16 protein-coding genes are annotated in these 18,470 nt (G+C 72.3%); 7 read left to right on the plus strand and 9 right to left on the minus strand.

Translation table 11 applies throughout. The annotated features are described in order from the left end of the window. Positions 1 to 134: 134 nt before the first annotated feature. Complete coding sequence (locus E2C05_RS17230) at positions 135 to 1,646, plus strand: aldehyde dehydrogenase family protein (protein WP_133220885.1); 1,512 nt, start codon at positions 135 to 137, stop codon at positions 1,644 to 1,646. A gap of 72 nt (positions 1,647 to 1,718) precedes the next feature. On the opposite strand, the gene gatB is transcribed toward E2C05_RS17230, so the two are convergent. The 4 genes from gatB to gatC all read right to left on the minus strand — a co-directional run bounded on the left by gatB (position 1,719) and on the right by gatC (position 5,506). Beyond that, positions 1,719 to 3,167, minus strand: a complete 1,449-nt coding sequence (gene gatB, locus E2C05_RS17235; RefSeq protein ID WP_133220886.1) for an Asp-tRNA(Asn)/Glu-tRNA(Gln) amidotransferase subunit GatB — start codon at positions 3,165 to 3,167, stop codon at positions 1,719 to 1,721. Continuing rightward, entirely contained in the window at positions 3,151 to 3,576 is a 426-nt protein-coding gene (locus E2C05_RS17240) for a hypothetical protein (RefSeq protein ID WP_133220887.1), read from the minus strand. The genes gatB and E2C05_RS17240 overlap by 17 nt, the downstream gene beginning before the upstream one ends. A gap of 155 nt (positions 3,577 to 3,731) precedes the next feature. Further along, positions 3,732 to 5,219 carry an Asp-tRNA(Asn)/Glu-tRNA(Gln) amidotransferase subunit GatA gene (gene gatA, locus E2C05_RS17245; protein ID WP_133220888.1) on the minus strand — a complete coding sequence of 496 codons (1,488 nt, stop codon included), beginning with the start codon at positions 5,217 to 5,219 and terminating at the stop codon, positions 3,732 to 3,734. Then, a complete protein-coding gene (gene gatC, locus E2C05_RS17250; protein WP_133220889.1) occupies positions 5,219 to 5,506 on the minus strand; it encodes an Asp-tRNA(Asn)/Glu-tRNA(Gln) amidotransferase subunit GatC in 288 nt (95 codons plus the stop codon). The genes gatA and gatC overlap by 1 nt, the downstream gene beginning before the upstream one ends. 44 nt (positions 5,507 to 5,550) lie before the next feature. Between gatC and ruvX the strand changes: the two genes are divergently transcribed. Next, the gene (gene ruvX, locus E2C05_RS17255; RefSeq protein WP_133220890.1) at positions 5,551 to 6,024 is read left to right on the plus strand and encodes a Holliday junction resolvase RuvX; all 474 of its coding nucleotides are present in this window, start codon (positions 5,551 to 5,553) and stop codon (positions 6,022 to 6,024) included. Between the two features lie 48 nt (positions 6,025 to 6,072). Here ruvX and E2C05_RS17260 read toward each other — a convergent pair whose 3' ends face one another. Continuing rightward, positions 6,073 to 6,693 carry a hypothetical protein gene (locus tag E2C05_RS17260; protein ID WP_133220891.1) on the minus strand — a complete coding sequence of 207 codons (621 nt, stop codon included), beginning with the start codon at positions 6,691 to 6,693 and terminating at the stop codon, positions 6,073 to 6,075. Between the two features lie 164 nt (positions 6,694 to 6,857). On the opposite strand from E2C05_RS17260, the gene E2C05_RS17265 reads away from it, so the two are divergent. After that, complete coding sequence (locus E2C05_RS17265; RefSeq protein ID WP_133220892.1) at positions 6,858 to 7,538, plus strand: DUF599 domain-containing protein; 681 nt, start codon at positions 6,858 to 6,860, stop codon at positions 7,536 to 7,538. Between the two features lie 61 nt (positions 7,539 to 7,599). On the opposite strand, the gene E2C05_RS17270 is transcribed toward E2C05_RS17265, so the two are convergent. Both E2C05_RS17270 and alaS read right to left on the minus strand, forming a co-directional pair. Continuing rightward, positions 7,600 to 8,010, minus strand: coding sequence for a hypothetical protein (locus tag E2C05_RS17270; RefSeq protein ID WP_133220893.1), 411 nt, complete (start codon positions 8,008 to 8,010; stop codon positions 7,600 to 7,602). Between the two features lie 414 nt (positions 8,011 to 8,424). After that, complete coding sequence (gene alaS, locus E2C05_RS17275; protein WP_133220894.1) at positions 8,425 to 11,073, minus strand: alanine--tRNA ligase; 2,649 nt, start codon at positions 11,071 to 11,073, stop codon at positions 8,425 to 8,427. Between the two features lie 309 nt (positions 11,074 to 11,382). Between alaS and E2C05_RS17280 the strand changes: the two genes are divergently transcribed. Beyond that, a complete protein-coding gene (locus tag E2C05_RS17280; RefSeq protein WP_133220895.1) occupies positions 11,383 to 12,570 on the plus strand; it encodes a M20 aminoacylase family protein in 1,188 nt (395 codons plus the stop codon). Between the two features lie 18 nt (positions 12,571 to 12,588). On the opposite strand, the gene E2C05_RS17285 is transcribed toward E2C05_RS17280, so the two are convergent. Further along, complete coding sequence (locus E2C05_RS17285; protein ID WP_133220896.1) at positions 12,589 to 14,094, minus strand: phytoene desaturase; 1,506 nt, start codon at positions 14,092 to 14,094, stop codon at positions 12,589 to 12,591. A 107-nt stretch (positions 14,095 to 14,201) separates the two neighbouring features. Continuing rightward, positions 14,202 to 14,648, minus strand: a complete 447-nt coding sequence (locus E2C05_RS17290; RefSeq protein WP_133220897.1) for a YqaA family protein — start codon at positions 14,646 to 14,648, stop codon at positions 14,202 to 14,204. 119 nt (positions 14,649 to 14,767) lie between these two features. Here E2C05_RS17290 and E2C05_RS17295 point away from each other — a divergent pair, with 119 nt between their 5' ends. The 3 genes from E2C05_RS17295 (at position 14,768) to E2C05_RS17305 (ending at position 18,385) form a co-directional block, all read left to right on the plus strand. After that, entirely contained in the window at positions 14,768 to 15,925 is a 1,158-nt protein-coding gene (locus tag E2C05_RS17295; protein ID WP_133220898.1) for an aminotransferase class V-fold PLP-dependent enzyme, read from the plus strand. Between the two features lie 4 nt (positions 15,926 to 15,929). Further along, positions 15,930 to 16,271: a DOPA 4,5-dioxygenase family protein gene (locus E2C05_RS17300; protein WP_133220899.1), complete on the plus strand. Its 342-nt coding sequence runs from the start codon at positions 15,930 to 15,932 to the stop codon at positions 16,269 to 16,271. Positions 16,272 to 16,492: 221 nt separating this feature from the next. Beyond that, on the plus strand, positions 16,493 to 18,385 hold the full coding sequence (locus E2C05_RS17305; RefSeq protein ID WP_133220900.1) for a potassium transporter Kup: 1,893 nt from the start codon (positions 16,493 to 16,495) through the stop codon (positions 18,383 to 18,385). The last annotated feature ends 85 nt before the right edge of the window (positions 18,386 to 18,470 follow it).

Genomic DNA, 18,470 nt, shown 5'->3' on the forward strand with positions numbered 1-18,470 from the left:
CGCCGGCCCTGGCCTGCCCTTGCCGCCCGCCCGCCCCGGGGCCATGGTCCGCCGGCCCCGGGGCGGCCCGCCGCCCCCGCCCATCATGCCCGGCCTGCGCCGCCCCGCCGCGCCGGCCCCAGAGGAGGCAACGCATGCTCGACCGCCCGCATCCCACCCCGGCCGCGCCCACCCTCGACCCCTTCGCGCTCGCCAAGGCGCTGTCCGGCTATCATTTCGTCGACGGCGGCTATGTCCCCGGCCGCAACGGCAAGACCTTCGCCGTGGTGAACCCGGCGACCGGCGTGGAAGTGGCCCGCGCCGCCGAGGGCGATGCCGATGACGTCGACATGGCGGTGCAGGCCGCCGCCCGCGCGCAGAAGGAATGGGCCAAGGTCCCGGCCCGCAAGCGCGGCGCGCTGGTCCATCAATGCGCCGCCCTGCTGAAGGAGCACCAGGAGGAGCTGGCGCGGCTGATCGCGCTCGAGACCGGCAAGGCGCTGCGGACCGAGAGCCGGGTCGAGGCCGGCGTCGTTGCCGACATCTTCGAGTTCTTCGGCGGCCTGGGGTCCGAGCTGAAGGGCGAGAGCGTGCCCTTCGCCCCCAACGTGCTGAGCGTGACGGTGCGGGAGCCGCTGGGCGTCGTCGGCGCCATCATCCCCTGGAACGTGCCGATGCTGCTGATGGCGCTGAAGGTCGCGCCGGCGCTGGTGGCGGGCAACACGGTGGTGGTGAAGAGCGCCGAGGAAGCGCCGCTGGCGGTCATGCGCATCTGCGAGCTGATGAACCGCGTGCTGCCGCCGGGCTGCTTCAACATCCTCTCGGGCTTCGGGCCCGAATGCGGCGCGCCGCTGGTCGACCATCCGAAGGTCCGCAAGGTGACCTTCACCGGCAGCGTCGAGACCGGCAAGATCGTTGCCCGCGCCGCGGCGAACAAGCTGGTGCCGGTGACGCTGGAACTGGGCGGCAAGTCGCCCATGATCGTCTTCGCCGACTGCGACTTCGACAAGACCGTGAGCGGCGCGCTGACCTCCATGCGCTTCACCCGCCAGGGGCAGAGCTGCACGGCCGCCAGCCGCATCTATGTCGAGCGGCCGATCTTCGACCGCTTCGTCGCCGCCATGAAGTCGGCGGTCGACAACATGGTCATGGGCGACCCGCTGGACGAAAAGACCGATATCGGCACCATCGTCAGCGAAGGCCAGCTCGAGAAGGTGCGCGGCTTCATCGAGGAAGGCCGGAAGACCCCCGGCGCGACGGCGCATGTATGCTCCGCCATGCCGAACGACCCCGCCTTGAAGAAGGGCCTGTTCATCCAGCCGGTGATCTTCACCGGCCTGACCAGCGACAGCCGCCTGGTGCGGGAGGAGATCTTCGGCCCGGTCACGGTGATCGCGCCCTTCGACGAGGCCGAGTCGGTGCTGGCCGAGGCCAATGACAGCGAATACGGCCTGGCCGCCAGCCTCTGGACCAACAACCTCAAGGTGGGGCTCGACCTGGCGCACCGGCTGGAAGCGGGCCTGGTGCAGATCAACCAGAACCTCGTCGTGCAGGCCAACCTGTCCTATGGCGGCGTGAAGAGCAGCGGGTTGGGCAAGGAAGCCTCGCTCGAGGCGATGCTCGAGCACTTCACGCACAAGAAGACCATCATGGTGAACATGGGCTGACCGATTGGGAGGGGCTCTGCCCCTCCCAAGCCCAACCCGCCAAGGGCCGAAAGGCCCCTGGAACCCTCGAGTCTAGCTCAGCAGCTTCTTGACCGCGTCGTTCACCAGGGCGGGGTTCCCCTTGCCCTGCATGGCCTTCATCGTCTGGCCGACGAAGAAGCCGAACAGCTTCTCCTTGCCCGACTTGTACTCGGCGACCTTGTCGGCATTCGCCGCCAGCACGCCGGCGACGATGCCCTCGATGGCGCCCGTGTCGGTCACCTGGCGCAGCCCGCGCTCCTCGACGATGGCGCCGGGCGACTTGCCGGTCTCGACCATCGCCTCGAACACCGCCTTGGCCAGCGTCCCGGACAGCGTGCCGTCCTTCATCAGGTCCAGCAGCGTGCCCAGGTATTCCGCCTTCACCGGCGGTTCGGCGATGCTCGTCTTGGTGCGGTTGATGGCGGCGAAGAGGTCGCCCATCACCCAGTTCGCCGCAATCTTCGCATCGCGGCCCTGCGCCACCGTCTCGAAATAGGCGGCCGTCTCCTTCTCCAGCGTCAGGACATGCGCGTCATAGGGCGACAGGCCCATGGCGACGTAGCGCGCCCGGCGCGCATCCGGCAGCTCCGGCAGGCTGGCCTTCAGCTGGTCCACCCAGGACTGCTCCAGCACCAGCGGCGGCAGGTCCGGGTCGGGGAAGTAGCGGTAGTCATGCGCATCCTCCTTGGACCGCATGGACCGCGTCACGCCGCGGGCGGTGTCGAAGAGCCGCGTCTCCTGCTGGACCTCGCCGCCCTCCTCCCACACCTCGATCTGCCGGCGCGCCTCCGCCTCCACCGCCTGCATGACGAAGCGGATGGAGTTGACGTTCTTCACCTCGCAGCGCGTGCGATAATCCTCGCCGGCCTTGCGGACGGAAACATTGACGTCCGCCCGCATCGAGCCCTCGTCCATGTTGCCGTCGCAGGTACCGAGGTAGCGCAGGATCTGCCGCAGCTTCGTCAGGTAGGCGCCGGCTTCCTCCGGGCTGCGCATGTCGGGCTCGGAGACGATCTCCATCAGCGCGACGCCGGAGCGGTTCAGGTCGATATAGGATTTCGTCGGGTGCTGGTCGTGCAGTGACTTGCCGGCATCCTGTTCCAGATGCAGGCGGGTGATGCCGATGGTCTTCGTGCTGCCGTCCTGCAGCTCGATCTCGATCGCGCCGGTGCCGATGATGGGATGCGCGTACTGGCTGATCTGGTAGCCCTGCGGCAGGTCGGCATAGAAGTAGTTCTTGCGGTCGAAGCGCGACCACAGATTGACCTGCGCCTTCAGGCCCAGCCCGGTGCGCACCGCCTGCGCCACGCAGTCGCGGTTGATCACCGGCAGCATGCCGGGGAAGCCGGCATCCACGAAGCTGACCTGGGTGTTCGGCTCCGCCCCGAAGGCGGTGGCCGCGCCACTGAACAGCTTGGCCTGCGACGTCACCTGGGCATGGACCTCGAGGCCGATCACCAGTTCCCAGGGGCCGGTCTTGCCGTCAATCGTGTAGGTCATGGGCGAAGGGCTCCTCTGCTGCCCATTCGAAGACGCGCCGCTGCTCCTCCGCAAGGAAGATCGCGGCATCGGGTCCGACGATCCGCCCGCAGCGCTCGGCGGCGCGGGCGAAGCCGATCAGCGGGCGGCCGCGCATGGCGCCATGCCCGACGCTGGGCTTGTCCACCACCAGGGCCGAGAGCAGCGGCCAGCCGCGCGCGGTGGCCCAGCGGCACAGGTCATAGAGATGCGGGTCCATGCGCCGCCGGGCGGCGTTCCAGGGAAGGCCGTTGGCCGCGGCAACCTCGCCATAGCTGACGAAGCGCCGTGCCGCCGCCGCCGAGCGGATCAGCGCGAAGGTCGCCTCCAGCCGAAGCCCTTCCCCCGATCCACGGCCCGGCGAAAGGTGCCGTTCCACCGTCTCGGCCACGCCCCCCGTCGGCGGGGTGGCACCGCCGGGATCAGGGATCGCCGAAGGCAACCGGCGGAGCCGGCCCGCATCGTCCTGCACGGGGCACCCCAGGGGGCACTCCGCGGGGCACCCCACGACGCCCCGCGATCCCGACAGGGCCGCGGCCGCCTCGCTCACACGCCCGCCCGCAGCCGCGGCAGCGCGCGGAAATCCGCCGCCGTCTCGATCGCCGCGCCGACCGCGAAGACGGTCTCCTCGTCGAAGGCCTTCCCGATCACCTGCAGCCCGAGCGGCAGGCCCTGCGCGTCCAGCCCCGCCGGCACCGCCAGGCCCGGCAGGCCGGCCAGGTTCGCCGTCACGGTGAAGACGTCGTTCAGGTACATCGTCACCGGGTCGTCCTGCTTCTCGTCCATCCCGAAGGCGGCGCTGGGCGTCGCCGGCGTGACGATGGCGTCCACGCCGGCAAAAGCCTGGTCGAAGTCGCGCTTGATCAGGGCGCGGATCTTCTGCGCCTTCAGGTAGTAGGCGTCGTAGTAGCCGGCGCTCAGCACATAGGTGCCGATCATGATGCGCCGCTTCACCTCCGGCCCGAAGCCGGCGGCGCGCGTGCGCTCGTACAGGTCCTTCAGGTCGCTGTCCTTCGCCGCCTCCCGCAGGCCGAAGCGCACGCCATCGTAGCGCGCGAGGTTGGACGACGCCTCGGCCGGCGCGACGATGTAGTAGGTCGGCAGCGCGTATTTGGTGTGGGGCAGGCTGATCTCGACCGTCTCGGCGCCCTGGTCGCGCAGCCATTGCAGGCCCTGCTCCCACAGCCGCTCGATCTCCGGCGGCGTGCCCTCCAGCCGGTATTCCTTCGGCACGCCGATGCGCAGCCCCTTCACCCCGCGGGCGCAGGCGGCGGCGAAATCCGGCACCGGGACATCCGCGCTGGTGCTGTCCTTCGGGTCGAAGCCCGACATGGACCGCAGCAGGATGGCGCAGTCCTCCACCGTGCGGGCCACGGGGCCCGCCTGGTCGAGGGAGGAGGCGAAGGCGACGATGCCGAAGCGGCTGCACCGCCCATAGGTCGGCTTGATGCCGGCGATGCCGCAGAAGGCCGCGGGCTGGCGGATGGACCCGCCGGTGTCGGTCGCCGTCGCCCCCAGCGCCAGCCGCGCCGCGACGGCGGCGGCCGACCCGCCGGAGGACCCGCCCGGCACCAGCCGCGTGTCGGGGTCGTTGGCACGGGACCAGGGGTTCTCCACCGGCCCGAAGGAGCTGGTGGTGTTGGACGACCCCATGGCGAACTCGTCGAGATTCACCTTGCCGAGGAACACCGCGCCGTCGCGCAGGAGATTCCCGCTCACCGTGCTCTCGTAGGGCGGCACGAAATTCTCGAGGATGCGGCTGCCCGCCGTGGTGCGGGCGCCGGCGGTGCAGAACAGGTCCTTGATCGCCAGCGGCAGGCCTTCCAGCGGGCCGGCGATGCCTTCGCGGCGGCGCGCATCGCTGGCCTTCGCCTGCGCCAGCGCCTGGTCCGCCATGACGGTGACATAGGCATTCAGCTGCGGGTTCAGCGCCTGGATGGCGTCGAGATGCGCGCGGGTCAGCTCCTCGCTGGTCAGCAGGCCTTCGTTCAGCGCCTCGATCGCGCCGCGCAGGGTGAAGTCGGTGGGATGCATCACTCGACCACCTTCGGCACGGCGAAATAGCCGCCGGCACGGTCGGGCGCATTGGCCAGCACCTTCTCCGGCATGCCGCCATCGGTCACCACGTCGTCCCGCAGCCGCAGCGAGACGGCGCCGCCGCCCGCCATCGGCTCCACGCCCGTGGTGTCCACCGCCTGCAGCTGCTCGATCCAGCCGAGGATGCCGTTCAGCTCGGCCTGCATGCGGCCGACCTCCTCTTCCTCCAGGCGGATGCGGGCAAGGGAGGCTATGCGCCTCACCATGGCGGTGTCGAGGGACATGACGGGTTCCGGATTCCTGCGGCATCAGGGCTATAACGGCCGCCATGCCCGTCTTCAACCTGACCGAGCTGCGCGACGGCCTGCCCCGCGGCCGCCGGCTGATCGGCCTCGATCCCGGATCGAAGCTGATCGGCGTCGCCCTGTCCGACGTGCTGCTGATGCTGGCCAGCCCCTATGGCGCGCTCCGGCGCGGCAAGCTGCGCGCCAATGCGGCGGAGGTCGCGGCCATCGCGGCCAAGGAGGGGGCGGGCGGGCTGGTCGTGGGCCTGCCGCTGGGCATGGATGGCAGCTTCGGGCCGGCGGCGCAGGCGGCCAAGGACTGGGCGATGGCGATGGGCGAGGCCACCGGCCTGCCCGTGGCGCTGTGGGACGAGAGGCTGTCCAGCTCGGCGGTCAACCGGGCGATGATCGCGGCGGACATGACGCGGGCGAAGCGGGCGGCCGCGGTGGATGCGGCGGCGGCGGCCTACACCCTGCAGGCGGCGCTGGATGCGACGGCGCCGCGGGCCGCCCCCTGAGCCCGGCGGTGCCGGGCCCGCCAGGGGGGCGCCGCCCGCCCACGCGCCTCACGCCAGGGCCGAGACGATCACCTCGCCAGCCAGAACCACCTTCGGCGATTGCGGCCAGATGTCGCGGTGCTGCGCCATCAGCGCCGCCACCTGGGCATGCGCCGCGGTCGCCGTGCTGCGGTTGCTGAAGACCGAGACCGCGACCGACCGGTCCGCCTGCGCCTCGTCCCGGCCGGTGTAGAGGTGGCGGAAGCCCGGCTGCTCCAGCGTCAGCGGCACGATCTTCTCCTGCACCGTGGGCAGCACCCCGGCGGAGGGCCCCAGCCCCTCCGTCACCCGCAGCAGCATGTAGCTGTCGCTGCCGGGCTTCGTGGCGTCCAGATGCACCGAGACGCCGGCGCGGATCACCACCGGGGCGCCGGTCAGCAGGTCGGCCATGTTGGCCTCCGCCCAGTGCAGCACCGTGTCGTTGATCCGCCGCGCCGCCGCCTGGTCGTCGAAGATGGTGGCGGAGAAGATGCCGCCGCCGCCATCGATCCGCGCGACGTAATAGGCGCGGAAGCCCGGCTCCGCCCGCAGGATCGGCAGCAGCCCGTCCCGCACCCGCTGGGCGATGTCCTCCGGCGCGCCGGTGCCGCTGAAGCGGCGGATCGTCAGGTACCACAGGGCGTCGCTCATGCAGCCTCCAGTCCCGTCGCGGGCGCTTGCCGGCCCGGTCGTCCGGGCGGCGATGCTACCACAGCGGCGCGGCGGGAGGCGCCCATCCCGTCGCGCCGTGGCCGCCCCGGCCGGGCGCCCCGGGTGGGCGCCCCCTCGCCCAGGATCCGCGGTAGAAGCCGGGCATGCACTCCCTCACCCTCCTCGACTGGCTGGCGCTGGCGGTCTTCGCCGCCTCCTGGGTCGGCTATTCCACCCTGGTGGACCGCCACCCCAGGCTGCGCGCCCGCAGCGTCATCGCCGCCATGGACGACCACCGCCGGCGCTGGCTGCGCACCACCGTGACGCGGGACAACCGCATCATGGACACCAACATCATCGGCAACCTGATGAACAGCACCAGCTTCCTGGCGAACACCGCCATCTTCATCCTGGGCGGGCTGGTGGCGATGATGGGCAGCCCGGAACTCGGCGCCCGGGTCTTCGGCGCCCTGCCCTTCGCCGCGACGCCCGACCCGGCGGCCTGGGAGATGAAGGTGGCGCTGCTGCTGCTGATCTTCGTCCGCGCCTTCTTCGAGCTGACCTGGGCGCTGCGGCAGTTCAACTACTGCTCCATCGTCATCGGCGGCATCCCGCAGGATCCCGGCTCGGCGGGCAGCCTGGCGCAGGCGGAGATGGCGGCGAAGGTCGCCAACCGGGCGGCGAGGCATTTCAACACCGGGCTGCGCGCCTACTACTTCGGCCTGGCGGCGCTGGGCTGGATCCTGCATCCGCTGCTGCTGGTCCTGGCCAGCCTCTGGGTGGTGCAGGAACTGTACCGGCGGGAATTCCGCTCCGTGGTGCGGGAGGCGCTGCGGGAGGGCTGAGGCGCCGCCGCGGCGGACCAGGGCGCGGCGGGCGCCGGCGGCGCCGGGGGAGGCCGCCGGCTCAGCTCCGCTCGATCCGCCGCAGCACGCCCCAGAATTGCTGGAAGATGCTGGTCCGGATGCCGCGCTCCGGCTCGGCGCAGGCGAGCTTGTCGGGGTGGAAATGGAAGGCGAAGGCCTGCTTGGCGCGGCGGAAGCGATCGCCATCCTGCCCGCCGGCACGGGCCTGCCGCAGGTCGCGCCGCGCCCGGTCCAGCTCGGTGGTCAGGGCGGCGAGGCGGTCCGCCTGGTGCCGGGACAAGGCGCGGCTGGCCCGCAGCCGCACGCCGCGCAGCGCCGCCATGCGGTGCCCGGGCGCCGCCCGGCCGAACAGCAGCCGCAGGCCGCGCCGCAGCCAGCGCAGCACCCGCCAGACCAGCATGCCCAGCCCGAAGATGATGAGGGCCAGGAGGACGCCGAGGAGTTCCACCATCGCCGGGCATGATGCCGCGGCCGGGTCAGCGCCCGGCTAACGCGGGGCGCCCCGGCATCGCCCCGGATGCCGCCGCCGCCAGCCGCCCCGGGCGATGCCTGGCCCGCCGCCGCCGGGCCGCCCGCCCGGGGTGGCGATCAGGGGGCAAGCCAGGCGGGACCGCCGCGCCGGCCCGCCGAAACGCGGCCCGGGGCACAGGGCACAGGGCGGGCGCCCGGGCGGATCGCGGCGGGCCATGGACGGCCCGAACGGGGACCCCGCGCGGCAGGCGACGGCCGGCCGGGGGCGGTTGAGCGGATTGGGATCGCACCGGCGCGACGGGTTGGTGGGCGGCATCGCGCGGAAGGAAGCGGGGGCCGGCACTTGGGATCGAACCCGGGCCTTGCGGCCCCGCCCGCCCGCGGCGGGTCCCGGTCAGCCCGCCAGGAGCGCCCGCACCGCCGCCAGCGCCTCCTCGGCCTTGCCGCCCTCCGGCCCGCCGGCCTGGGCCATCTCCGGCCTGCCGCCGCCGCCCTTGCCGCCCACCGCCGCCGCGGCCGCGCGCACCAGGGCCACGGCATCCGCCCGGCCCTTCGCGCCCTCGGCCAGGCCAGCGACGATGCTGGCCTTGCCCTCGGCGGTCGAGACCAGCGCCACGACATCCGCGGTGCCGCCCTTCAGGATCGCCTCGGCCAGGCCCTTCAGGTCGCGCGCCGGCACCTCGCCCAGGTTGCGCAGCGCGACCCGCAGGTCGTTGATCGTCTCCACCGCCGCGCCGCCGCCGCCCGTCGCAAGCTGCTTGCGCAGGTCGCTGACCTCGCGTTCCAGCCGGCGACGCTCCTCCAGCAGGGCGGCGACGCGGGTCGGCACCTCGCCCGGAGCGACGCGCAGCGCCGCCGCCACCTCCCGCAGCCGGGCATCCGCCTGCTCGACCAGCGCCTCGGCGACCGCGCCCGTCACCGCCTCCACCCGGCGCACCCCGGCGGAGACCGCGCCCTCGGCGACGATCTTGAACAGGCCGATATCACCGGTGCGGCGGACATGCGTGCCGCCGCAGAGCTCGAGCGAATAGATGCCGTGCTTCTCGGTGGCGGCCGGGTCGGCGCCCATGCCGACCACCCGCACCTCGTCACCGTATTTCTCGCCGAACAGCGCCATGGCGCCGGCCGCCACCGCCTGCTCGGGCGTCATCAGCCGGGTCGTCACCTCGGTGTTCTGGCGGATGCGGGCATTCACCTCCTGCTCCACCCAGGCCAGGTCCTCGTCCGACATCGGCGTGGGCTGGGAGACGTCGAAGCGCAGCCGGTCGGGCGCGTTCAGCGACCCCTTCTGCGCCACATGGGTGCCGAGGCGGCGCCGCAGCGCCTCATGCAGCAGATGCGTCGCGCTGTGATGCGCGCGGATGTTCGACCGGCGGGCATGGTCGACCTCTGCCTGCACCGCCAGCCCGACCCTCGCCTCGCCATGCGCGACCGTGCCGAGATGGACGAAGAGGTCGCCGAGCTTCTTCTGGGTGTCGCGCACCACGATCCGGCAGGCCTCGCCGGCCGAGATCAGGCCGGCATCGCCCACCTGGCCGCCGCTCTCGCCATAGAAGGGCGTCTGGTTCAGCACCACCGCGACCTCGGCGCCGACCGGGGCGCTGTCCACGGGCCGGCCGTCATGGACGATGGCGAGGATCTCGCCCTCCGCCGCCTCGGTCGAGTAGCCGAGGAACTCGCTGGCCCCGACCTTTTCCTTGATGTCGAACCAGACGGCGTCGGTCGCCGCCTCGCCGCTGCCGGACCAGGCGGCGCGGGCCCGGCGGCGCTGCTCCGCCATGGCGGCGTTGAAGCCCTCCACATCCACCGTCTTGCCCTCGGACCGCAGCGCGTCCTGCGTCAGGTCCAAGGGAAACCCATAGGTGTCGTAGAGGCGGAAGGCGACCTCGCCCGGCAGGGTGCCGCGGTCGCCCAGCCTTCCGCTCTCCTCGGCCAGCAGGCCGAGGCCGCGCTCGAGCAGGGAGCGGAACTTCGTCTCCTCCAGCTTCAGCGTCTCGGTGGCCAGCGCCTCGGCGCGGACGATCTCCGGGTAGGCGGCGCCCATCTGGCGGATCAGCGTCGGCACCAGGCGGTGCAGCAGCGGCTCCCGGCTGCCCATGATGTGCGCGTGGCGCATGGCGCGGCGGAGGATGCGGCGCAGCACATAGCCGCGCCCCTCGTTCGAGGGCAGCACGCCATCGGCGATCAGGAAGGTGCCGGCCCGCAGGTGGTCGGCGACCACGCGGTGGCTGGCGCGGAAGGGCCCGTCCGGGTCCTGGCCGGTGATCTCGGCCGAGGCCAGGATCAGGGCACGCAGCGTGTCGGTGTCGTAATTGTCGTGCTTGCCCTGCAGGATGGCGGCGAAGCGTTCCAGCCCCATGCCGGTGTCGATCGAGGGGCGCGGCAGCGGCACGCGGGTGCCGGGCGGCCCTTCCTCGAACTGCATGAAGACCAGGTTCCAGATCTCGATGAACCGGTCGCCATCCTCCTCCGGGCTGCCGGGCGGGCCGCCGCGGATATGGTCGCCATGGTCGTAGAAGATCTCGGAACAGGGGCCGCAGGGACCGGTATCGCCCATCCGCCAGAAATTGTCGGAGGTGGGGATGCGGATGATCCGGCTGTCCGGCAGGCCGGCGACCTTCTTCCAGTAGGCCGGTGCCTCCTCGTCCTCGGAATAGATCGTGACCAGCAGCCTGTCCTTCGGCAGGGCGAAGTCGCGCGTCAGCAACTCCCAGGCATGCGCGATGGCCTGTTCCTTGAAGTAGTCGCCGAAGCTGAAATTCCCCAGCATCTCGAAGAAGGTATGGTGCCGGGCGGTGTAGCCGACATTGTCGAGGTCGTTGTGCTTGCCGCCGGCGCGGACGCATTTCTGCGCCGTGGTGGCGCGGGAATAGGCGCGCTTCTCCTGCCCGGTGAAGACATTCTTGAACTGGACCATGCCGCTGTTGGCGAACATCAGCGTCGGGTCGTTGCGCGGCACCAGCGGCGAGCTCTCGACCACCTGGTGCCCGTTGCGGGCGAAGTAGTCGAGGAAGGTGGCACGGATGTCGTTGCTGCTGGTCATTGCCGCTGGGGGTCCCGTCTCCTGCCCCGGCCCGGGGGGCATGCCTGTGGGGCGCAGTCTCCGCCGGTGCTGGCCCATCGGCCCGGGGCCGGCGGGGCGGTCGCCCGGCGCGCCCGCAGCCCGGGGTTGCTCTAGAGCAGATCGCAGCGGCGCGGAAGCGCCGGGGCCGGCGCCCAAGGCGGGCGGCTGCGGCCGCCGCGCGGCCGGGCGGCGGTGCCGCGACCGTCAGAGCCCACCCCGCCCCCCCGGCTTGCAATCCCCGCCGATCGTCCCGATAGGTGGTCGGGCGCCCCAGCCGGATCACGAACAATGCCGATCCTGAACAGAATTGCCGAGTTCCACCCGGAGATGACCGCCTGGCGGCAGGATTTCCACACCCATCCGGAAACCGCCTTCGAGGAGGTGCGGACCAGCGGCATCATCGCCGAGAAGCTGCGCCAGTTCGGCTGCGACGAGGTGGTGACCGGCATCGCCCGGACCGGCGTGGTCGGCGTCATCCGCGGCCAGGGGGGCAACGAGGGAGGTGGCGGCCGGGCCATCGGGCTGCGCGCCGACATCGACGCCCTGCCGATCGAGGAAGCGACCGGCCTGCCCTATGCCTCCCAGACCAGGGGCAAGATGCATGCCTGCGGCCATGACGGCCACGCCACCATGCTGCTCGGCGCCGCCCGCTACCTGGCGGAGACGCGGAATTTCAGCGGCACCGTCTATGTCATCTTCCAGCCGGCCGAGGAGGCCGGCGGCGGCGGCAATGTCATGGTGCAGGAAGGCCTGTTCGACCGCTTCCCCATGCAGCGGGTCTTCGGCATGCACAACTGGCCCGGCGCGCCGGAAGGCAGCTTTTACTGGCGCTACGGGCCGGTGATGGCCGCCACCGCCAACATCAAGGCGACCATCACCGGCAAGGGCGCCCATGGCGCCATGCCGCACCAGGGCAACGACCCCATCGTCATCGCCGCCCAGATCGTCTCCGCCCTGCAGAGCGTGGTCGCCCGCAACATCGAGCCGGTGGAGGGCGGCGTGCTCACCATCGGGCATATCCAGGGCGGCGACACCTGGAACGTGATCCCGCAGACCGTGACGCTGCGCGGCACCGCCCGCTGGTTCAAGCCCGAGGTCGGGGACATGCTGGAGGCGAAGTTTACCTCCCTCGTCACCGGCATCGCTGCGGCCTTCGGCGCCGAGGCCGAGGCGGTATTCGACCGCGGCTACCCGGCCACGGTGAACGAGGCGGAGAGCACCGACCTGGCTGTGAAGGCGGCGCTGGCCGTCGCCGGGGAGGCGCGGGTGGTGGAGATGCCGAAGCCGACCATGGGCGGCGAGGATTTCTCCTTCATGCTCAACGCCAAGCCGGGCAACTACATCATGCTCGGCGCCGGCCGCAGCCCGGCCGACCCGCAGGTGCATCACCCGAAATACGACTTCAACGATGCCATCCTGCCGATCGGTGCCAGCTACTGGGCGACCTTGGCGGAGCAGTTGCTGCCGCGCGACTGAGGCGCCGCCGGCCGGGCGTCACCCCACGCCGGCCGGCATCGGCACCACCTGGTCAAGGATCTTGGCCGAGCTGATCACCCCCGGCACGCCCGCGCCCGGATGCGTGCCGGCGCCCACCAAGTACAGCCCCGCCACCTCCTCGCTGACATTGTGCGGGCGGAACCAGGCGCTCTGGAACAGCTGCGGCTCCAGCGAGAAGGCGGCGCCGTTCAGGCTCAGCAGCCGGTCGCGGAAGTCGAGCGGCGTGAGGGTGCGGGAGGTGACGATGTGCCTGCCCAGCTCGGGCAGCACCGTCTCCTCCAGCCGCTGCTGGATGCGGGCGCGGTAGGGCTCGGCCATCGCCGTCCAGTCGGTGCCGCTGCCGAGATGCGGGACCGGCGCCAGCACGTAGAAGGAATCGCAGCCCGCGGGCGCCAGGGACGGGTCGGTCATGCTGGGCCGGTGCAGGTAGAGGCTGAAATCCTCGGCCAGGCGCTTGCGGGTGAAGATGTCCCTCAGCAACTCCTCGTAGCGCGGCCCCAGCACCATGGTGTGGTGGTAGACGCTGTCGTAGCGCCGGTTCGTGCCGAAATACCAGACGAACAGGCCCATGGAGTAATTGGCCCGCGCCACCTTCGCATCGGTCCAGCGCCGGCGCCTGTGATGGCCGAGCAGCTTGGAATAGGTCCAGCCGACATCGGCGTTGGAGACGACGATGTCGGCCGCGATGGTCTCGCCGGAGGCCAGCGTGACGCCGGCGGCGCGGCCATTCGTCACCTCGATCCGCGTGACCTCCGCGCCCGTCACCAGCGTGCCGCCGAGCCGGCGAATCAGCCCGACCATCCCGTCCACCAGCGCGCCCATGCCGCCCATGGCGTAGTGCACGCCATGGGTGCGCTCCAGGTGGCCGACCAGGCAGTAATAGGCCGTGGTGGTCATGGGATTCCCGCCGATCAGCAGCGGGTGGAAGCTGAAGGCGATGCGCAGCTTCGGGTGGCGGAAATAGTCGCTGACCTTGCCGAAGACGGTGCGGTAGCCCTGCAGCCGCACGAGGTCCGGCACCTCCCGCAGCAGGGTGCCCAGCTTGTGGAAGGGCTGGTCCACCAGCTTCGTGAAGGCGACGTCGTAGATCTTCTCGCTGTCGCGGATGAAGCGGTCGAAGCCCTGGGCATCCTCCGGGCTGATGCGGGCGATCTCCGCCCGCATGGCGCCGAGATCGGCATGGCAGGCCAGCGTCGTGCCGTCGTCGAAGCGGATCTTGTAGAAGGGATCGACCGGCCGCAGGTCGATGTCGTCCGCCAGGCGCCGCCCGGCCACCTGCCAGAGTTCCTCCAGCAGGTAGGGTGCGGTGATGATGGTCGGGCCGGCATCGAAGGTGAAGCCGTCCTGCTTGAACACGTAGGCACGGCCGCCCGGCGCATCCAGCTTCTCCAGCACCGTCACGCGCCAGCCGCGGGCGCCCAGCCGGATGGCGGCGGCAAGCCCGCCGAAGCCCGAGCCGATGACGACGGCGTGCGGTCGGCCATCGGCCTGCATGTCGGGCATGTGCTGCGTCCCCAAGCGTATGGCCCGGACGGTACCCGCCGCCCCCCGGGGGAACAAGCGAAGCGGCCTGCGACCAAAAGCGGGGCTTGCGACGGCGGCCCTCCGCCTCAGCCGCCGGGCCAGAGGCCGAGGGTGATCAGCGCCAGCGCGACGTAGCGGCCGGTCTTCGCCACGGCCACCAGCAGCAGGAACATCCAGAAGGGCTCGCGCAGCATGCCGGCGATGACGGTCAGCGGGTCGCCCATCACCGGCGCCCAGGACAGCAGCAGGGACCAGCGGCCCCAGCGGCGGTACCAGCCTTCCGCCCGCGCCAGCTGGTCCGGCTTCACGGGGAACCAGGGCCGGTCGCGCCAGCGATGGATCCAGCGGCCCAGCACCCAGTTCGCCACGCTGCCCAGCGTGTTGCCGATGCTAGCGACCAGCACCAGCAGCCAGGCCGGCTGCTCGCCCGCCAGCAGCAGGCCGACCAGCACCGGCTCGCTCTGGAAGGGCAGGATGGTCGCGGCGCCGAAGGCCACCAGGAAGAGGCCGCCATAGGCCGCGAGGTCGAGCATGCGGGCCATCCTGGCACGGAATCGGCCTGCGGCCTGCCCGCCGGCCGCGCCGCGCGACGTCCCGCAGCACTCCGCCGGGGCACTGGACGCCGCCGCCGCGCCTGGCTTTGCTGCCCGGCATGGATGATCTCCGCGCCGAATTCCTGCTCGACCCCGGCTTCCTGACCGTGAACCACGGGTCCTTCGGCGCGGCGCCGCGGCGGGTGCTGGCGGCGCAGGCGGAGTGGCGCGCCCGGCTGGAGGCGCAGCCGAGCCGCTTCATGGTGCGGGACCTCACCCCCGCCCTGCGCGCCGCCGCCGCCAGGCTGGCGGGCTTCCTCGGCTGCGACGCGGATGGGCTGGGCTTCGTCGACAACGCCACCGCCGGCTGCAATGCCGTGCTGCGCTCCCTCGCCTTCGCGCCAGGTGAGGAGATCCTGCTGCTGAGCCACGCCTATGGCGCGGTGCGCAAGACGGCGCAGCATGTCGCCGCCCGGGCCGGCGCGGCGGTGGTGGACGCGGCCCTGCCCTTCCCGCGGCCGACGCCCGAGGCGGTGGTCGCCGCGGTCGCCGCCGCCATCACCCCGCGCACCCGGCTGGCGGTGCTGGACCACATCACCTCGCCCAGCGCGCTGGTACTGCCGATCGAGGCGATGATCGCCGCCTGCCGGGCGCGCGGCGTGCCCGTCCTCGTGGATGGCGCGCATGGGCCCGGCCAGGTGCCGCTGGCGCTCGGCGCGCTGGGGGCCGACTGGTATGCCGGCAACTGCCACAAGTGGCTGATGGCACCGAAGGGCTGCGGCTTCCTCTGGACCGCGCCGGCGCGGCGGGCGGAGACCCATGCCCCCATCCTCTCGCATGGGCTGGGCGAGGGCTACCTCGCGGAGTTCGACTGGACCGGCACCCGCGACCCCGGCGGATACCTCGCGGTGACGGAGGCGATCGCCGCGCTGGCGGATTGGGGCGGCGAGGCGCTGATGGCCCGCAACCGCGCCCTGGCGCGGGAAGCCGGGGACGCGCTGGCCGCCCGCTTCGGCACGGAGGTCGGCGCGCTGCCGGGAATGGCCGGCAGCATGGCGCTGGTCCGCCTGCCCTGGCCCGGCCCGGCGACGCGGGACGGCGCCGTCGCCCGCCGCGCCCGGCTGCTGTCCGCCGGCACCGATGCGCCGGTGATGGCGCTGGACGGGGCGTACTGGCTCCGCCTCTCCGCCGCCGCCTACAACCGCGCGGCGGATTACGACCGACTGGGCGACCTGCTCGCCGGGCTTGACCCGGCCGGCCCCGGCGGCGGAGCCTGAGCGGATGGAAACGCCCATCGCCGGCTGGCACGCGCATGTGTACTACGACCCCGCCGCGACGCGTGACGCCGCGGCCGCGGTGCGGGACGGAATCGCCGAGCGCTTCCCCGCCGCGGTGCTCGGCCGCTGGCACGACCTGCCGGTCGGGCCGCACACCGCGGCGATGTACCAGGTGGCCTTCGCGCCCGATCTCTTCCCTATGCTGGTTCCCTGGCTGGCGCTGCACCGCCGGGACCTCTCCGTGCTGGTGCATCCGGAAACCGGGCGGCAGCGCGCCGACCACATCCGCCACGCGCTGTGGATGGGCCCGCCGCTGCCGCTGAAGGCCGAGATCCTGCCCGAGTGAGGCGGGTGCGCCGACATCCCGGCGCCCGCCGCCGGGCGTCGCGCGCCCGACCGACGGATCCTTCCGGCATGACGCGCCGCCCGTAACTTTCCCGCCTCCTGCCGCGTTGCGCTGCCGGTGACGCCATCGGCCCGGCGGGCGCAGCCCGCCGCACCGGTGCGCGTCGCGCCATGGGTCGCGGGCTGCGCGCCCGACGGGTCCCGGAAGGGGAGCGCTCGCGCATGTCCGGCAGCACCGCCGCCATCTCCACCCCCGCGGTGGCCGGGCATCCCGCCGGCCGGGCCATGCTGCTCGGCGCCCTTGGCGTCGTCTTCGGCGATATCGGCACCAGCCCAATCTACGCCTTCCGCGAGAGCCTGCGCGGCGCCGCCGCGCATGGCGTGCCGGCGGACCAGGCGGTGATCGGCACCGTCTCCCTCATCCTCTGGGCCGTGGCGCTGGTGGTGGCGGTGAAATACGTCGTTTTCGTCATGCGGGCGGACAACCAGGGGGAAGGCGGGACGATGGCCCTGCTGTCCCTCGCCATCCCGCGATCCGGGCGCTGGAAGGCCTGGCTGCTGCCCATCGGCCTCGCCGGCGCGTCCCTGTTCTTCGGCGATGCGATGATCACGCCGGCCATCTCCGTGCTCTCGGCGGTGGAAGGCCTGGCGGTGGCCCTGCCCATCCTGCAGCCCTATGTCGTGCCGGCCGCGGTGGCGGTGCTGGCCGGGCTGTTCCTCATCCAGTCGCGCGGCAGCGCGCAGGTCGGGCGGCTCTTCGGTCCGGTGATGGCCGCCTGGTTCGCGGTGCTGGCCGCGGTCGGCATCTGGCACGCGCTGGGGCGGCCGGCGATCTTCGCCGCCCTCGACCCGCGGCATGCGCTGTCCGCCATCGGCACGGGCGGCGGCTTCGCGGCGCTGGGCAGCGTCTTCCTCGCGGTCACGGGCGGCGAGGCGCTCTATGCCGATATGGGCCATTTCGGCCGCCCGGCCATCCGGATCGACTGGTTCGCCCTGGTGATGCCGGCGCTGGTGCTGAACTACCTGGGCCAGGGCGCCCTGGTGCTGGCCGACCCGGCGGCGGCGGCCGACCCCTTCTTCCACCTGTTCCCCGGCGCGCTGATGCTGCCGGCGGTGCTGCTGGCGACGGCGGCCACCGTCATTGCCAGCCAGGCCGTCATCTCCGGCGCCTTCGCGCTGGTGCAGCAGGCGATCCAGCTCGGCGCCCTGCCGCGGCTGCAGGTGACGCAGACCTCCGAGGAGACCGCCGGCCAGGTCTACGTCCCGCAGGTCAACTGGCTGCTCTGCGCCGCGGTGCTGGCGCTGGTGCTCGGCTTCCGGTCCTCGGAAGCCCTGGCGAATGCCTACGGCATCGCGGTCGCCGGCGACATGCTGGTGACGACGATCCTGGTCGGCGTGGTCGCCTGCACGCTGTGGCGGCTGCCGCGGGCGCTGGTGCTGCCGGTGGCGGGCGCCTTCCTGCTGCTCGATCTCGGCTTCGTCGCGGCGAACCTGCACAAGATCCCGGGCGGCGGCTGGTTCCCGCTGGTGGTGGCGACGGTCAGCCTGACCCTGCTGCTGATCTGGACCCGCGGCCGCGCCATCCTGCTGGAACGCCGCGACGACAAGGCGGAGGCGCTGCCGCGCTTCCTGGCCCGTCTGGGCACGGCGGACAGCCCGGCGCGCGTCCCCGGCACCGCGATCTACCTGACCACGCGGCGGGAGGTGGTGCCGGCGGCGCTCGCCCTGAACCTCGCGCACAACGCCGTCCTGCATGACCGGGTGGTGCTGCTGACCGTGCAGGGCGAACGGGTGCCGCGGATCCCGGAGGCGGAGCGGATGGTGGTGGAACCGCTGGAGGACGGCGTCCTGCGCGTGCTGCTGCGCTTCGGCTTCGCCGAGCGGCCCTGCGTCATGCACGCCTTGGATGCGCGGCGGGACGCGCTGGGCTTCGACCCGCAGCAGGCCAGCTGGTTCATCGGGCGGGAGGTGCCGGTGCCGGCGATGCATCCGGACCTGCCGGCCTGGCAGGAGCGGATCTTCGCCTTCCTCGGGCGCAACGCGGTGGGCGCGACGGACTACTTCGGCATCCCGGCGCCGCGGGTGGTGGAACTGGGGACGCGGGTGGAGATGTAGGCGCCGGCCGCGCGCCCGGTCCGGCGACGCCCGCCGGTGGCGAGGGACGCCGCCGGCCCCGCCGCCGCCCGGCCCGCGCGCCCGC

The organism is Paracraurococcus ruber, assembly GCF_004353985.1.
In the GTDB taxonomy this organism is placed as follows: Bacteria; Pseudomonadota; Alphaproteobacteria; order Acetobacterales; family Acetobacteraceae; genus Paracraurococcus; species Paracraurococcus ruber.

Bases quoted from the DNA above. Each gene is read 5' to 3' on its own strand.
- E2C05_RS17230 (WP_133220885.1), top strand. From the start codon at position 135: ATGCTCGACCGCCCGCATCCCACCCCGGCCGCGCCCACCCTCGACCCC.
- gatB (WP_133220886.1), bottom strand. From the start codon at position 3,167: ATGACCTACACGATTGACGGCAAGACCGGCCCCTGGGAACTGGTGATC.
- gatA (WP_133220888.1), bottom strand. From the start codon at position 5,219: ATGCATCCCACCGACTTCACCCTGCGCGGCGCGATCGAGGCGCTGAAC.
- gatC (WP_133220889.1), bottom strand. From the start codon at position 5,506: ATGTCCCTCGACACCGCCATGGTGAGGCGCATAGCCTCCCTTGCCCGC.
- ruvX (WP_133220890.1), top strand. From the start codon at position 5,551: ATGCCCGTCTTCAACCTGACCGAGCTGCGCGACGGCCTGCCCCGCGGC.
- E2C05_RS17260 (WP_133220891.1), bottom strand. From the start codon at position 6,693: ATGAGCGACGCCCTGTGGTACCTGACGATCCGCCGCTTCAGCGGCACC.
- E2C05_RS17265 (WP_133220892.1), top strand. From the start codon at position 6,858: ATGCACTCCCTCACCCTCCTCGACTGGCTGGCGCTGGCGGTCTTCGCC.
- E2C05_RS17270 (WP_133220893.1), bottom strand. From the start codon at position 8,010: ATGGTGGAACTCCTCGGCGTCCTCCTGGCCCTCATCATCTTCGGGCTG.
- alaS (WP_133220894.1), bottom strand. From the start codon at position 11,073: ATGACCAGCAGCAACGACATCCGTGCCACCTTCCTCGACTACTTCGCC.
- E2C05_RS17280 (WP_133220895.1), top strand. From the start codon at position 11,383: ATGCCGATCCTGAACAGAATTGCCGAGTTCCACCCGGAGATGACCGCC.
- E2C05_RS17285 (WP_133220896.1), bottom strand. From the start codon at position 14,094: ATGCCCGACATGCAGGCCGATGGCCGACCGCACGCCGTCGTCATCGGC.
- E2C05_RS17290 (WP_133220897.1), bottom strand. From the start codon at position 14,648: ATGCTCGACCTCGCGGCCTATGGCGGCCTCTTCCTGGTGGCCTTCGGC.
- E2C05_RS17295 (WP_133220898.1), top strand. From the start codon at position 14,768: ATGGATGATCTCCGCGCCGAATTCCTGCTCGACCCCGGCTTCCTGACC.
- E2C05_RS17300 (WP_133220899.1), top strand. From the start codon at position 15,930: ATGGAAACGCCCATCGCCGGCTGGCACGCGCATGTGTACTACGACCCC.
- E2C05_RS17305 (WP_133220900.1), top strand. From the start codon at position 16,493: ATGTCCGGCAGCACCGCCGCCATCTCCACCCCCGCGGTGGCCGGGCAT.